This is a genomic window from Methanosarcina sp. 2.H.A.1B.4, from assembly GCF_000979385.1.
In the GTDB taxonomy this organism is placed as follows: domain Archaea; phylum Halobacteriota; class Methanosarcinia; order Methanosarcinales; family Methanosarcinaceae; genus Methanosarcina.
Genome location: NZ_JJOV01000073.1, coordinates 1 through 15,356 on the forward strand (window position 1 = coordinate 1; position 15,356 = coordinate 15,356).

Sequence of the window (15,356 nt, forward strand, 5' to 3'; positions counted from 1 at the left end):
ATATTTAACAATTGACAGAATCAATAACGGTTAACAGTTTAGGTTGACGCTTATATCCCCTGAGCTAAAGACTCAGGGGTTTTACGCTTCGTAATATAAATAAGAGAAACTTATCTGAAGAAATCCGGAAAACAATAGATAGGTAAATAAACCAAATCACTTAAATAATTACAAAGTGTATTCAGTGAAGAAATTAATACAGTTAGGGAATTACAGGGAGTGAGTACAGGGAAAAACGATAACTGATAATCACCTTCGCGCCCACCAAGGTACAAGAAATTAACCAGGTAATCCGCGAACAGGAAACCCCAAATTTCTACAAAAATAATTGATATGTAGCGTTGATTCGAAGCACTCCGAATGAATTATAAGGTACAGGAGAAAAACGGGGGAAGAATATGAACTCAAAAGAATTCAAAATACACAGTTCTTCTAAGGTTTATGGAACCTCTATAATCGGAAAGGACACAGTAATTCTGGAGAATGTAATACTGGGGTATCCAGAACACAGAGTCCTCATGGAGATCCTCAAAAAGGATGTAGAGATAGAGGCCTTTGATTTTCCGGGTTGCATTATAGGTCCAAACTCGATTATAAGAGCAGGTTCGACAATTTTTTCCAGCGTAAAGACCGGAAAAAACTTCAAGACCGGACATAACGTAATGATCAGGGAAAACACACAAATAGGGGACAATGTACTTATCGGAACGAACGTTATCGTAGATGGAAACGTGAAGATAGGAAACAATGTAAGTATTCAGGGAAACGTCTATATCCCAACGAATGTGGTTATCGAAGACAATGTATTTATCGGACCATGTGCTGTTCTTGCCAACGACAAATATCCCATCCGTAAAAAATACGAACTTAAAGGCCCTGTTTTGAGAAAAGGAGCATCTGTAGGCGCTAACGCGACCCTGCTTCCGGGAGTGGAAATAGGGGAAGGAGCAATGGTTGCCGGAGGAGCCCTTGTGACAAAAGATGTGCCTCCGTGGAAGCTGGCGATCGGTGTACCTGCCAGAATACAGGAGCTTCCTGAAGATCTTAAAGAGTTAAACCGAATATAAACCTATCAAAAAATCAAAGTTAAGTAATATTAAAGTTTTATTAAGATAATTATAAGAGGTCCAAAAATGATCCCAATCGCCAAGCCCCTGCTGGGCAAGGAAGAGATTGATGCAGTAACGAAGGTCCTGAGCTCAGGTATGATTGCACAGGGACCAAAAGTAGAAGAGTTCGAGCTTGCTTTTTCTGAGTACACCGGCTGCGAGTATGCAGTTGCTGTAAACTCCGGCACTGCAGCCCTGCATATCGCACTTCTTGCCCACGGCATTGGAAAAGAAGACGAAGTAATTACAAGTCCCTTCACCTTTATTGCCACTGCAAATAGTATTCTTTACACCGGGGCAAAACCTGTTTTTGCAGATATTGAACCGGATACATATAATATAGACCCCGAAAAAATCCAGGAAAAGATTACTTCAAAAACAAAAGCCATTATGCCTGTCCACCTCTACGGACACTCTGCAGATATGAAAGCCATAATGGAAATCGCTGAAGACCACAAGCTTGTCGTGATTGAAGATGCCTGCCAGTCCCATGGCGCAGAATGCCTCGGGAAAAGGGTTGGCAGTTTCGGGACCGGAGCATTCAGCTTCTACCCGACTAAAAACATGACAACAAGTGAAGGCGGGATGATTACAACAAATGAAAAGGAAATCGCAGAAAAATCACAGATGATCAGGGCTCATGGCTCAAAAGTTCGCTATCTGCATGAAATGCTGGGCTTTAACCTGCGCATGACTGACATTGCAGCTGCAATCGGGCTTGTTCAGCTCGAAAAACTGGACGGGTTTACTGCTACCAGGCAGAAAAACGCAGCCATGCTTTCAGCCGGACTCAAAGGCATTTCAGGGCTTGTACCTCCAGTAACAAAACCTGGCTGTACCCACGTTTTCCACCAGTACACAATCAGAGCTCAAAAGAGGGACGAACTGGCAGCTTTCCTGAAGGAAAAAGAAATAGGAACCGGAATACACTACCCGATCCCCATCCACAAACAGCCCTATTATATGGAACTCGGGTACAAAGATTCCCTGCCTGTCTCGGAGAAAGCAGCAGAAGAGGTTCTTTCCCTCCCTGTACATCCGTCTTTATCCGGAGATGACGTGCAGAAGATAGTTAAAGCAACCAGAGAATTTTATTCAAACGATTGAGTAATTCCCGGGCAGTAACCGCATTCTCAGAAACAGGAAGTGAAACCTTGATTAGAGTAGGAGTAATAGGCACAGGCGCCATGGGACAGAACCACGTCAGAATCTACAGCGAGATGGAGGGCGTGGAGCTTGCCGGAATATCAGATGTAGACCAGACCAGAGTCGAAGCCATGGCCGCTCAGTTTAAAACGAAAGCCTATACAGATTACAAAAAAATGTTTGCCGAAGGCCTTGATGCAGTAAGCGTCGTTGTGCCCACAAAACTGCATAAACAGGTAGTCCTTGACGCCCTGGACGCAGGCCTTCATGTCCTTGTAGAAAAACCGATTGCAGACACGGTTGAAAACGCGAACCTGATGATAGAAGCTGCAAAGAAAGCAGATAAGGTGCTAATGGTAGGGCATATAGAACGTTTCAACCCTGCAGTTATAAGGCTCAAAGAAATCATAGATTCGGGCACTCTTGGCAAGATAGTATCCATCTCTACCAGGAGAGTCGGCCCCTACAACCCGAGGATAAGGGACGTTGGAGTAATTCTGGATATCGGTGTTCACGATATAGACGTCATTTCATACCTTTACGGCAAAAAGATCAGGGGTGTTTACGCCATTGCAGGCGCAGATATCCACTCTTTTGAAGACCATGCCTCAATTATCCTGCGCATGGACCATAATTTTGCAGGCGTTGTTGAAACAAACTGGCTTACTCCCCATAAAGTAAGGCAACTGACAGCAATAGGGGTCAAGGGAGTAGCCTATCTGGACTACATCGACCAGACAGTCGAGCTGCATGACAACGGCTGGATCAGAAAAGCCAAAGTCGAACCAAGCGAACCTCTGAAAAACGAACTCGTTTATTTCATAGATTGTATTAAAACGGGCAAAGAACCTAACCCCTGCGGCGAAGATGGAAAACATGCCCTTGAAGTAGCAATGGCAGCCATCAGGTCCTACGAAGAAGAGAGATTAATTGAAGTCGGGCAGTAAACCGCATAAAAGCCAGAACGGTGATGGAAGTGAACTGCCCCTGGTCTAAACCCGGGGGTTTTACGCTTCGTTCTATAAAAATCCGAATGCATCAGAGAAATGGAAGAATATCTTAAAAACAATACTGGAAAGTGATAAAGCATGAGCAAATTGGAAAAACTTCTAAAGGAACGCGGCCCTATCAAAAAAATAGGAGTACTTGGCATGGGTTATGTAGGAATCCCTGCAGCCGTCTTATTCGCAGATGCTCCCTGTTTTGACAAAGTACTGGGCTTCCAGCGCGACTCAAAAAGCTCAGGCTACAAGATTGATATGCTCAACAGGGGAGAAAGCCCGCTCAAAGGGGAAGAGCCAGGCCTTGAAGAACTCATTGAAAAGGTCGTAAAAGCAGGCAAGTTCGAATGTACCCCCGATTTCTCAAGGATCTCCGAACTTGATGCAGTCACACTTGCAATTCAGACTCCTTTTGCAAATCCCAGAGACCTTATACCTGATTTCAGCGCTCTCATAGAGGGGATCAGAAACGCCGGAAAATATCTGAGACCGGGTATGCTTGTGGTCCTCGAATCCACAATCACTCCGGGAACAACCGCAGGAATGGCAAAGCAGATCCTTGAGGAAGAGTCCGGCCTGAAAGCAGGCGAAGATTTTGCCCTGGCCCATGCCCCTGAAAGGGTAATGGTAGGCAGGCTTTTGAAAAACATCAGAGAACACGACCGGATAGTAGGCGGAATTGATGAGGCAAGCACAAAAAGGGCTGTTGAGCTTTACTCACCGGTGCTCACTGTCGGAAAAGTTATCCCGATGAGTGCAACTGCAGCCGAGGTTACAAAAACTGCGGAGAACACTTTCCGCGACCTTCAGATTGCAGCAATCAACCAGCTTGCCCTTTACTGTGAAGCCATGGGCATAAATGTCTATGACGTCAGGACCGGGGTTGACAGCTTAAAAGGCGAGGGTATAACAAGAGCTATCCTCTGGCCCGGAGCAGGGGTTGGAGGCCACTGCCTGACCAAAGATACATACCACCTGGAAAGAGGGGTCAAGATCGGGACTGGACAGCTGGACTATCCCGAAGGTGCGGATTCAATCTACGTGCTTGCCAGAAAAGTCAATGACTTTATGCCTTCACACATGTACAACCTGACTGTTGCAGCCCTTGAGAGGCTTGGAAAGGAGATGAAGGGCTCAAAGGTTGCAATGCTCGGCTGGGCATTTATCAGCGACTCGGATGATGCCAGGAACACCCCGTCAGAACCGTACAGGGACCTCTGCCTGAAAGCTGGGGCCAGTGTTATGGTACACGACCCATACGTTGTCAATTATCCGGGCGTCGAGATTTCGGATAACCTGGAAGAGGTTGTAAAAGGTGCGGATGCTGTAATCGTGCTTGCAGGACACAGCGCCTACTCTGATGTGACAGCTGATTGGGTGAAAAAAGTAAGTGGGAAAAAGAATCCGGTAATTGTTGATGGAAGAAATGTAGTTGAGCCGGATGAGTTTATTGGAAAGGGGTTTGTGTATAAGGGGATTGGGAGGGGAGATAAGAATTCACATGAGATAATATAAAGGGGAAAAATTCCCCTTTTTAAGAAGAATTTGTTTTTTATATCCGGGAAATAGGGCGATAATTATGTTTGAAAAACTGAAAGAAAACAAGGAACTCTGGGAGCTCTTTACCAGAAAGGAAGAGTACGACCTGATCTTTCGCGACAGGTATGAAAGGTTTCCGTACTATCTAAGCAGCCAGAGAAGTATTTTTGAACCGAGAGTTTCCAAATTTCTATTAGAAAACGGGCTGAAACCGCAGTATCCGGACGGAAAAAAGTTTGCGGTCTGCCTCACACACGACATCGACGCGGTTTACCCGGAAAAATTGTATCCGATTATCGGGTCTATTAAAGCTCTTGCCAGAAAGAATCTGACCGAGACGATGAAAACCCCTTTTTCCAGGATTTGCAAGAAATGTAATCCATGCTGGAACTTCAGGAAAATAGTGGAGCTGGAGGCAAAATATGATGCAAAATCCAGTTTTTATTTTCTTGCCCTGAACCCTGAAGAAACGGACTTTAATTATAACATTAAAGACCTTGAATCTGAAATGGGCTTTATATCCGACAGTGGATGGGAAGTTGGCCTGCATGGGGGGCATGAATCTTACAATAGCCTTGAAGACATCAAAGAAAAAAAAAGTCGGCTTGAGAAAGTCTTGGGAAAAAGGGTTATCGGGTACAGAAATCACTATTTAAGGTTTAGCGTACCGAATACCTGGGAATTGTTGAGTAAAGCGGGGTTCAAATACGACACCACACTGGGGTATCCAGACTGCGCTGGCTTTAGAAATGGGATGTGCCATCCTTTCAGGCCTTTTAATTTGAATGAGGGGCGCCAGATCGACATTATGGAGCTTCCACTGGTGATAATGGACCGCTCACTTTTGAAAGACTACATGCGCCTTGATGTTAAAAAAGCCTGGGAATGTACGAAGTATCTTATCGATACTGTTGAACGGTATAACGGCGTGATTACTATCCTCTGGCATAACAACACATGCATTGAGGGAGAGACTCTTAAATATTACGAGAAAGTCCTTGAGTACTGTGCCAGCAAAAACGCCTGGATTACCAGCGGAGAGGAAATCTATAACTGGTGGACCAGTCAGATTGAGCCGGGGATCTAAAAACAGTGCCATGTTGCTGAATAAATCATAGTTGCTAAATAAATTACGATAATATAAGGATCAATTAAAAGTAAGGATCAATTAAAAGTAAGGATCAATTAAAAGACTAAATTGATCTTCATTCACAAAAAGAATAAAACAACATCAACCGGCAGCTAAAAGAAAATTCTTTTTTGCCAGAGATATGGCTGCCTCAAGTGGATTAACTTGATTGATGTTGGTTCCAGGAACTTCGGCTGTTAAAAAGTTAACAGTGAATTTCTGTTAAAGGTTCAATAATTATTTTACCCTTTGAGCCCAGGGGCTATAATCTCTGGTAAACGGGAAAAGGGAACAAATACCTGGAGATGCCGGCTGGATAAAAATCCCATACTTTATGAGTTTTCGGGGTCCAGGCTGTCACTACTGGGAGAAGGGGACTGTTGAGTCGGATGAGTTTATAAGGATAATTTGTGTATAGGAAATTGGGAAGGGAGAAAAGGCCAGGGTAAAAAGTAAGGAAAGGCCAGGTTACTGAAATTCTGAAGAATCAGGATTCTTAAAAGGGCAAATATAACCACAGGAACAAGTATAACCGCAGGAATTTAAACGATTCACTTCAGAGATTTAAAAGCTTCCAGTTATCGGGCCTGAAAAACAATATCCCTTGCCAGGGTAGTGGCTATGGATGAAAAGAAAGCAGATGTGGCAAAAAAGCCATATAAAAAAGAAAAGAAGGCAAGTTTTGTATCAGATGTGCTGACACTCGCAGGCGGAACAACCTTTGCTCAGATCCTTACGATTCTGTCAGCTCCTGTTCTGACCCGCCTTTACGGACCGGAGGATTTTGGAGTCTGGGCTCTGTATATTTCTATCACGAGCATTATAAGCGTTATTGCATGCCTGAGGTATGAGTTATCTATAATGCTGCCTGAATCAGACGAGGAAGCAATAAACCTTTTAGGGCTGAGTTTCCTCGCAGTCTTTTTTGTTACCGGTTTAACCGTGCCAGTTATCTGGTACTTCAAAACCCCGATAATTGACCTTTTGAATGCCCCGCAGATAGGGGATTATCTCTGGCTTGTCCCCCCGTTCGTGTTTGTAAATGGAGTTTTTCTCGCACTCAACAACTGGAACTCAAGAACAAAACTCTTCAAGAGGCTCTCCTTCTCAAGGGTTTTCAGTTCGGTTTCGACCACTGCAACCCAGATCATCCTCGGGCTTGCAGAACGCCCCCCAACTGCAACTGGTTTAATCGGCGGCAGCCTTGCGGGCCAGTCTGTAGCAACATTCGTGCTTGGAGGGCAGATCTGGAGAGATGATAGAAACCTGATAACAAAGAGCTTGAGCTGGAAAAAGATATATGAAAGCTCTATACGGCACCGCAAACTTCCACTCATAGACAGCTGGTCTGCCCTTATGAACTCAATCTCCTGGCAGCTTCCGGCTTTTCTTCTTTCAGCCTTTTTCACTCCTGCGGTGGTTGGCTTTTATTCCCTGGGATTCCGCCTGCTCCAGTTACCTATGAGTTTTATTGGAGGTTCAATCTCACAGGTCTTTTACCAAAGGGCATCAAGGGCAATATCCGAAGGCACCCTCAGTACTCTTGTTGAAAGTGTATTCAGAATGCTCGTGCTCATAGGCATGTTCCCTATATTGATTCTCACAATTGTCGGAAGCGATGTCTTTACCGTGATTTTCGGGAGTGCCTGGACAGAAGCAGGAGTCTACGCCCAGATCCTGAGCCTCTGGGCTTTTATATGGTTTATCTCATCCCCCTTAACCACAATATACCTGGTAGTAGAAGAACACCATTTCGGCTTCAACTACAATTTCTTCAACCTGACAACCCGCTTCCTGTCCCTCACAATTGGCGGCATGTTCGGAAGTGCCCGTATAGCTCTTGCCCTCTTCTCCATATCAGGCATTGTAGTGTACGGCTACCTGTGCCTGAAAATGATGTACTACTCCGGGGTAAAGACATCAAGAGCCCTGAAAATAGTATTCTCAAACCTGGTCCTCTTTATCCCTGCAGGAGCAGTCCTGATAGCTCTCAAAACCGCAGGAATAAACCAGGTCCTTCTGGTTGTAATCTCCGGTTTGATTATCTGCATTTATTATCTGTATATACTGAAAACGGATAAACAGGTAAAAGAGACAATAGGGGAACTCAAATTTCCGGGAAAAACGTAAAAAGCGTAAGAACTCATCACAGGTAATCAATGGGATCGCATTCAAAAGGTCGCGCTCAATATACACGCCTGATGAGAAATACTGATAACCATGCGATTCCCATTAATAACCAGATTCAGATTCGGCGGCAAGTCGTATAAAAATCAAGGTAAAATATAAATAGACTTTTCTGAGAGATATCATTGTGAATGCCAGCCTGTAGTGAAATTCTTTGCTGCCTGAAGCCCAGGGTATTAAAAAGAAAAACAATATAAGCATGTTGATTTATCTGCAGATTATCTGAAAGTTATGTGATTCAAATTAAGACAAAAATATTGAAAAAGGAGATTCGGACTTTTGCTTTCTGAGGGGATTACATTCGTGAAATTCGCTTCCGCGTTTATCCAGAACCGGAGTAATAGAAAAAAGCTGAAACTGCTGTTCTGTCTTTCGGTACTTCTATGCCTGATCCCCTTTCCCGGGAATGCTGCAACTAACAGCTGGGAACTTATCCCTGAAAACCCGGTAGTTGGGGACACAATAGAGATCAGAGGAGCCGATTTCGCAGGAGAGACAGCAGACGTGTGGGTGTCCTTTGAAAAGGATGTCCGGGTCTCGGACGGCAAATACGAGTATCTGCTTGACGACGTAAAAATCCCGCCCGGGTTCAACAACCGTTTTACTGTGCAGGCAATAGGTGTCGATGACCTGAACGTGAGAGTAAAGATGATTCTCTGGATAACCATAACTGGAACTGCAAAAGAAGGAGAGGCCACGGTTTCCCAGGCAGGCGTCCCCCCGGGGACTTACAAGATCAGGCTTGACGGGAAATCAAATGCCTCTGATGTCAAGCTCAGGATTACAGGTTTCCAGCAGGTGAAGGTGGATTCAGGGAATTTCAGCTATAAGTATGACACTAAATCGATCCCGGCAGGCAATTTTGAGATAAAGGTAGGGGACGTTACAAAGCAGGTTACCCTGCAGCCGGCAGAAAGCCTGCCTTCGGATATAACACCCTCTTCGGAACAAAAAGAGGGCCAAAAAGAAGATTTATCCCGGGACTGGAAGGGCTCAAACATATGGATAGAAGGGATCTTAGCCGGAATGCTACTACTTCTGCTTTATTCAAGGATTAAAAAGCGTTAAAGTTATGGAGTTCTGGAAGACAAAAAGAGTATTTAAACACTTAAAATATTAAACACTTTTAAGATTAAATATTTTAAATGTTCCGGAACCCCTTGCAAATCTCTTTAATGGCGAACATGTATTTTTAAATAAAGATATGAATGTTGAATAATATTTAATTAAAAAAAGATTAACAGCTAAAGCCCTGAAAAAGAGTAAAAAATCTGGAATTAAGCAGGGAAGAGAATAACTAAGGGGTAGTAGTAATGAAAAAAAGAACGGAAATATATAATGGAATTTATGGCAAAACATTCAGGTTAGCCCTGACAGTTTTGATGCTTACTTTTTCACTCATTTCAGTATCAGCGGCATTTTCCGAAGAAGAGCCCTGGATTGCAGTTCTCGAAAAAAATGATAACAGCGTTTTTTTTGCAGACCATAATGAGAGCCTGACGGAAGGCGGCTGGATCCTTCTCAGCGGAGGAGAGGAAATTCAGCTCCCACAGCCTCTTAATTTTACATACAGCGGGGCAAACAGCCTTCAAAGTGCGGGAACTACTCTTGAACTGAAATCAGGGGTATCCGCCGGAGATGATACGGAACTTGTACTTACATACCCATACTCCACCCATCCCTTTTACACTGAAAACAAGAAAGTGAAGATGGATTTCAAAGGACCTGCAGCTTTCGGGAAGCAGAAAGTGAATATTTACCTGGTCCAGGGGCTTGATGTGAATTCCCTTAAAGACGCCTTTACGGATCTCAGGGATGGGAACGCCGGGAGCTTCAAGGAAATCTTCGATAGTAGCACGGGTTCTACAACTCTGGTAACCACCACAGTCCTGAACGAAACCGGGGACCTTTCCGCCCCCCTGACCCTTGACCCCCTTCCAGCAGGCAGTTACGGAGTACTCATAATGCTTGCAGGCAACGAAAATGAAGAGCCTGAGGCGGAGAGGAAGGTCCTTTCGGCAACCTGTTTTGAGGTACTGGAATACGAACTGAAAGTAGATTCCCCAAACAAACTCGAAGAATGCGAAAATCTTGAAGTCAGCCTGAACCTGAAAAAGGCTCCGGCTCAGGGGAGCTACACATACGGGGCCCTGCTGATAAGGGAAGATGCCTACCGCGCAGAAATAAATGTCAGCTCAAACGGGACAGTGCACGGGACCGATATCTTCGTTAACGGAATCGATATCATCAATGAATTCGGCATTAATTCTACAAACTACGATTCCAAATTCAGCAAAGATGAACTCACGACCGAAATCCAGACCATGATCGGAGAAGGCAACGGTACGATAAGCATAGGAGACGAGAACCAGACCACCCTCTCCCTGACAACCTTTGACCTCCCTCCCGGAGACTACCTCCTCTTTGCAGCTGCCTATGAAAACGGCAAAGGCCTTACAGGCATAGCCCAGAAAGAGCTGGCGATATGTGCCCCCAAAAAATCACATGGGTCAGACAAAAAACAAAAAGTGGACTCAAAAGCCACCGACCTTTCAATAGAGGATAAAAGTCCTTCCACCCTGGAAACCGAGCAGTCCATTCTTGATACCGCAAGTTCACTCGGACTCGAAAACCTCGACCCCCAGATTCGGGGAGAAATTCTCCAGGCAGAAAAGGTTATAAAAAATCCCCCTAAACTGGCGTCCTTCATCATAGGCTTTGCGGGAACGCTCATAATAGGGATTATGATACTGAAGAGAAGGCACTGAAGCCGGAAAAAAAGCGGAGGAAAGTTCGGGCCTTGAGAGAGCGACTGAAGAAGATCAGGAGCAATCTAACCGGGAGCCTGCCGGTTTTTATTTTTTATTTTTATTTTTCTCCCGGCCCGGCAACCTCTGCAAACTTGCCCGGAGAGATTCTAGCCGGGTTTTAACGGACTACCTATGAGACCTTGAAAACTGCACAAAAGTAGGTCTCAAGCACCTGTGGTCCTTTCAAACCCTCAACTTTTCAGGCGCCTTCTCCAAAAGCCCTGGCTTTCATAAAACCTCAGCAAGAACCCACAGAATCTTTAGCTCAGAGGTAGTTGACTACTGAGCCAGATGTTTTGCTCAAGCAGTATTTCAGGGAATGACTTTTGCTTTAATAAGAGATAACTCGCGTTCTATGGTGGAAATCCTTTCATCAAGATGGGACCTGAAATTATCCCGGCTTACGCGGATTTCGTATGTTATTTCCACCCTGGCCTGATCGATTTTATTGCCCAGCACATCAATTTTCCCGCCGAGGGATTCAATTTTCCCACCGATGGAATCCATTTTTCCACCGATAACATCAATTTTCCCGCCGATTGAGTCCATTTTCCCGCCGAGAACATCAATTTTCCCGCCGATGAAGTCCATTTTCCCGCCGAGGTTTGAATTCATTTCTCGAATATATCTCGCAGCCGCGTCCATTCTTTCATAAGTTGCGGTGGTCAGATCCTCGTCTCTGATAAGCTCAAATGCTGTATACTCACCTGTTGGCTTTTTGTAGACCACATCAATATTTTCTACACGAATGGGATATTGAGTAATGTTAATTTTTGTGAGCAATTCACGAATGGCGTCTTCGTTTCCCTCACAAACAACCTGTACTGTCCCGTCATCAAGATTTTTAACGTATCCATTGAGATTCAGATTAAAGGCAATCTCATCAATGAAATCTCTGAAACCTGCTTTTTGGACTCGACCATATACTTTGATCTCGGCACGTTTCTCCATATGAGACTTATTTTTCGTAACAGGAGATAAACCTTGTTATCATTTCTCTCTCAAAGTACCCGAGTCCCATACAACCATTCCTGAAGTCTCGAAGGTTCCATGAAAAAACCCTCGATTAACGCGAGTAAGCAGTATCGTGATGCGAAAAACTAACCAGGGTCACGGAATTTTCGTTCTCGTCTACGTTGAAGATCAGGACAAAGCTTTTAAGAATATGCACTCTGCGCAGACCACAAAGGTCGTTTCTCAAAGGTTTGTAGTGAGAGGGATTTTCACAGATTTCTTGTATTTTTTTGGTCAAAGAGTGTTTTAGTTGTGCATTATTCTTACATGCTTTGTTGATCTCTTTTTTACAGGAAGGAACTATAAAAAGGGTGTATGGCATTCCGATCACTCAAAGATGTCAGAAATGTCTTTAACCTTCATGGAGGTTTCTTTTTTCGAATTTTCTAATTTTCGCGCAAAATCCTTTTTGAAAGACATTTCATCTACAGGGTGCCAATCAATTTTATCGCAGAACTCCGCGTCTTCGTCAGATAGTTCTCCGGATCTTAAATATTTCTCAAATATTTCCCTTTTCCGGAGGGAGTGTCTTGCAACCTCAGACCATTTCACCCAGGAAAAATGCTCCATCCTCCTGTAAAGGTCATCTGTAACAGGTATTGTAATCGTTGACATCACAGATCACCTCTTTTTTCAAGGGCTTCAAATTGTTCAAGGTTCTTAAGTTTGTCCTCAATCCCCTTCCTGGCTACCTCTACCCAGTTAATATCAGCCATTGAATCAAGCTCTTTTTTGAGGTTGTCGGGAACAGAAATAGTGAATCTTTTCATAATATTCCTCTTTTACATAGATTTGTGTAATTGCATATACTTAAACATACCCACGGCGTTGCTTAATACCCGAGATTTAAAACTCAGTTTTTATTTTTCTCCAGTCCCGGGCACCTCTGCAAACTCACCCGAAACAACCTTAAGAAAGAAAACACGAAAAAAGAAGAGCCCGGGATTTGCATTACAGCTTCCACGCAGCAATTTTTAGGGAAAGGCCGGCTGCCTGCAGCACCCGGTGAGAGCTCCGGGACAGAAAACGAGGTTAAAAAAGGCTTGCAGGATTGAAATTACCAGCTCTTTTCCCTCTGCACCCGTATTTCATCAACAGCCGGAAAATCAGTCCACCGGTATGAGATCTCCAGAGGCGTCCATCAGGCCATCCCATGTCCACTCAGAGTTTTCAGAGCCCTTTAAGAGGCAGCAAAACCATTACTTTATATACGAATGACCATAAATTCAAAATGCCATGAAACTGCAGGACCAGCGTGAAGTTGATATATACATCAAAAAACTGCAGGAAATGCTTCCTGAATTAAAGAAGAAGTACCCTATCAAATATATGGGAGTTTTTGGTTCATACGTCCGGGGAGAGCAGAGGCTTTCAAGCGATCTGGACATCCTGGTGGAATTCAACGGGTCCATCACGCTGCTGGGTTATGCCAGGCTTGAGAATGAGTTGTCGGATAAACTTGGAATAAAGGTCGATCTTGTATCAAAAACTGCCCTGAAACCCAGAATCGGCAAACACGTTCTTTCAGAGGTGGTTGAAGTATGACTACCCGAGTTGCAGGGGATTACATAGAAGACATACTTAATGCTCTGCTCGATATTCAGGAATTCATCGCCGAATATTCCTATGACCGGTTCGTCAATGATAGAAAAACACAAATATGCCGTGATCAGAGCTATAGAAATCATAGGCGAGGCGTCTAAGAACGTACCTCTGGAGATAAGGGAAAAATATCGGGTTATCCCATGGAGAGAGATGGCTACCATGCGAGACAGGCTAATTCATGGTTATTTTGGTGTGGATCTGATAATTTTATGGGACACTGTACAACAGGATATTCCACCCCTTATCCCGATGTTCAAATCTATCCTTGCTGAAATTGAATGAACAGGATCACCCTATTAAAGAGGGACAAAAAGGCGGATAAGTAGATGTTTCAGCCTAATTTTAAATATACCAATAAAATCGTACGTCTGCTTGCGAGGGCTCAGGCTGCCCGGGAAGTCATCATAAACAGCCCTCTCATCCCGGCCTGGGAAAAGCAGCTTCAGCGAGAAGCCCTGATCAGGCAGACCCACCACACGACAAGCATCGAGGGTAACCCGCTTACTCTTGAAGAAGTGGGGATGGTCATTGATGGAAAGGATATCCTTGCTCATGAGAAGGACAAAAAAGAAGTTTGGAACTATGTTGATGTACTTGAATACATAGACAGCCTGGAAGAAAACCCCAAAATTACCGAAGAAATTCTCCTCGAAATCCACAGGCTTACGGTAAAAGGCGTCCTGCCCGAAGATTCTGCCGGATACTACCGAAAAGTCCGGGTTGTTGTAGGAAATCCGAAAACTGGCAAGGTCACCTATACTCCGCCGGGACCTGAAGAAGTCCCTGCGCTTATGAAAGCTCTTGTCGAGTGGCTGAATAGTGAAGATGCCCTCGACCTCATGCCTGCCGTACAGGCAGGAATAACCCACTACGAACTTGCCCGCATCCACCCTTTCGTTGATGGCAACGGGAGAACTGCAAGAGCTCTTGCTACTCTTATTTTAACAAAAAGGGGCTTTGACATAAAGAAGTTTTTTGCCCTGGAGGAATACTACAATGAGGATCGTCCTGCCTATTACTCAGTCCTTGCCAATGCCGACGCAAAAGCCGGAGACCTTACCGAATGGCTGGAGTATTTTATTTTTGGCATTGCCGTAGAGATATCAAGGGTTGAAAAAACAGTCCTTAAACTCAGCAGTGACCGCTCAATAAAAGAAAAATACGGCCAGATAGGACTCGACACCCGGCAGATAAAGGCTATCGAATATCTCCGGATGAAAGGACAGATCACAAATAAAGAATTCCAGCATATATGTGATGTGAGTGCCTCCACAGCAAAACGTGACCTTCAAGACCTGGTTGACAAAAAAGTCCTCAGACAAGTGGGTGAGAAGGGACAGGGTATTTATTATGTGCTTAATTTTTGACCCTTAGACCCATTAATGACCCATTCATGACCCATTAATGACCCATTCAAGACCGGATTTTGATTTAAAAGAGGGTTTTAAGTTTCAATTATTATTTTTGTCCAGTCCCGGGTACCTCTGTAAACTCACCCGAAGCAACCTTAAGAAAAAATACGCGAAAAAAGAAGAGCCCTGGGTTTGCATTACAGCGTCCAGGTAGCAATTTTTAGGGAAGGACCGGCTGCCTATGGCACCCGGTGAGAGCTCCAGCACCTGAAAACCAAAGAAAAAAAGTTTGCAGGACCGAAATCCCCAGCTTTTTTCCCTCTGCGCCCGCATTCCATCAACAGCCGAAAAATCAGTATACAGATCCGGGATTGCCTCAGAGGTATTCATCAGGCCCTCCCAAACCTGCTTTGAATCTTTTTTGTCTGATGCCATGCTTGAAACCCAGTTTCCTGATTTCGGAA

Annotated in this window: 16 protein-coding genes; 11 read left to right on the top strand and 5 right to left on the bottom strand. The window is 44.3% G+C overall.

What is annotated here, in order from left to right:
* Positions 1-398: 398 nt before the first annotated feature.
* The 8 genes from EO92_RS11050 (at position 399) to EO92_RS11085 (ending at position 10,879) form a co-directional block, all read left to right on the top strand.
* Complete coding sequence (locus tag EO92_RS11050; RefSeq protein WP_048171596.1) at positions 399-1,067, top strand: acyltransferase; 669 nt, start codon at positions 399-401, stop codon at positions 1,065-1,067.
* 66 nt (positions 1,068-1,133) lie between these two features.
* Complete coding sequence (locus EO92_RS11055) at positions 1,134-2,216, top strand: DegT/DnrJ/EryC1/StrS aminotransferase family protein (RefSeq protein WP_048171598.1); 1,083 nt, start codon at positions 1,134-1,136, stop codon at positions 2,214-2,216.
* A 47-nt stretch (positions 2,217-2,263) separates the two neighbouring features.
* Entirely contained in the window at positions 2,264-3,202 is a 939-nt protein-coding gene (locus tag EO92_RS11060; RefSeq protein WP_082108070.1) for a UDP-N-acetylglucosamine 3-dehydrogenase, read from the top strand.
* Between the two features lie 141 nt (positions 3,203-3,343).
* Positions 3,344-4,771: a nucleotide sugar dehydrogenase gene (locus EO92_RS11065; protein WP_048171600.1), complete on the top strand. Its 1,428-nt coding sequence runs from the start codon at positions 3,344-3,346 to the stop codon at positions 4,769-4,771.
* Positions 4,772-4,835: 64 nt separating this feature from the next.
* Positions 4,836-5,882 carry a polysaccharide deacetylase family protein gene (locus EO92_RS11070; protein ID WP_048134927.1) on the top strand — a complete coding sequence of 349 codons (1,047 nt, stop codon included), beginning with the start codon at positions 4,836-4,838 and terminating at the stop codon, positions 5,880-5,882.
* 663 nt (positions 5,883-6,545) lie between these two features.
* The gene (locus EO92_RS11075; RefSeq protein ID WP_048171602.1) at positions 6,546-8,054 is read left to right on the top strand and encodes a lipopolysaccharide biosynthesis protein; all 1,509 of its coding nucleotides are present in this window, start codon (positions 6,546-6,548) and stop codon (positions 8,052-8,054) included.
* 360 nt (positions 8,055-8,414) lie between these two features.
* Positions 8,415-9,179 carry a hypothetical protein gene (locus tag EO92_RS11080; protein WP_235283302.1) on the top strand — a complete coding sequence of 255 codons (765 nt, stop codon included), beginning with the start codon at positions 8,415-8,417 and terminating at the stop codon, positions 9,177-9,179.
* A 245-nt stretch (positions 9,180-9,424) separates the two neighbouring features.
* A complete protein-coding gene (locus EO92_RS11085; protein ID WP_048171604.1) occupies positions 9,425-10,879 on the top strand; it encodes a TIGR04279 domain-containing protein in 1,455 nt (484 codons plus the stop codon).
* A gap of 354 nt (positions 10,880-11,233) precedes the next feature.
* Here EO92_RS11085 and EO92_RS11090 read toward each other — a convergent pair whose 3' ends face one another.
* From EO92_RS11090 to EO92_RS18310, 4 genes are all read right to left on the bottom strand, one after another.
* A complete protein-coding gene (locus EO92_RS11090; protein ID WP_048171606.1) occupies positions 11,234-11,872 on the bottom strand; it encodes an acylphosphatase in 639 nt (212 codons plus the stop codon).
* A 115-nt stretch (positions 11,873-11,987) separates the two neighbouring features.
* Positions 11,988-12,257, bottom strand: a complete 270-nt coding sequence (locus EO92_RS17205; RefSeq protein WP_082108072.1) for a type II toxin-antitoxin system RelE/ParE family toxin — start codon at positions 12,255-12,257, stop codon at positions 11,988-11,990.
* A gap of 5 nt (positions 12,258-12,262) precedes the next feature.
* Positions 12,263-12,550 carry a hypothetical protein gene (locus tag EO92_RS11095; RefSeq protein WP_048171607.1) on the bottom strand — a complete coding sequence of 96 codons (288 nt, stop codon included), beginning with the start codon at positions 12,548-12,550 and terminating at the stop codon, positions 12,263-12,265.
* The gene (locus EO92_RS18310) at positions 12,550-12,705 is read right to left on the bottom strand and encodes a hypothetical protein (RefSeq protein WP_200896771.1); all 156 of its coding nucleotides are present in this window, start codon (positions 12,703-12,705) and stop codon (positions 12,550-12,552) included. Before EO92_RS18310 ends, EO92_RS11095 begins: the two co-directional genes overlap by 1 nt.
* Positions 12,706-13,171: 466 nt before the next feature.
* Between EO92_RS18310 and EO92_RS11100 the strand changes: the two genes are divergently transcribed.
* From EO92_RS11100 to EO92_RS11110, 3 genes are all read left to right on the top strand, one after another.
* Positions 13,172-13,480 (top strand): nucleotidyltransferase family protein, encoded by a 309-nt coding sequence (locus tag EO92_RS11100; RefSeq protein WP_048171610.1) that lies wholly within the window; start codon positions 13,172-13,174, stop codon positions 13,478-13,480.
* A gap of 96 nt (positions 13,481-13,576) precedes the next feature.
* Entirely contained in the window at positions 13,577-13,822 is a 246-nt protein-coding gene (locus EO92_RS11105; RefSeq protein ID WP_235283303.1) for a DUF86 domain-containing protein, read from the top strand.
* A gap of 44 nt (positions 13,823-13,866) precedes the next feature.
* Entirely contained in the window at positions 13,867-14,907 is a 1,041-nt protein-coding gene (locus EO92_RS11110; protein WP_048171612.1) for a Fic family protein, read from the top strand.
* Between the two features lie 84 nt (positions 14,908-14,991).
* Here the strand turns inward: EO92_RS11110 and EO92_RS11115 are convergent, their stop codons facing one another.
* Complete coding sequence (locus EO92_RS11115; protein ID WP_156165797.1) at positions 14,992-15,282, bottom strand: hypothetical protein; 291 nt, start codon at positions 15,280-15,282, stop codon at positions 14,992-14,994.
* Positions 15,283-15,356: the final 74 nt, after the last annotated feature.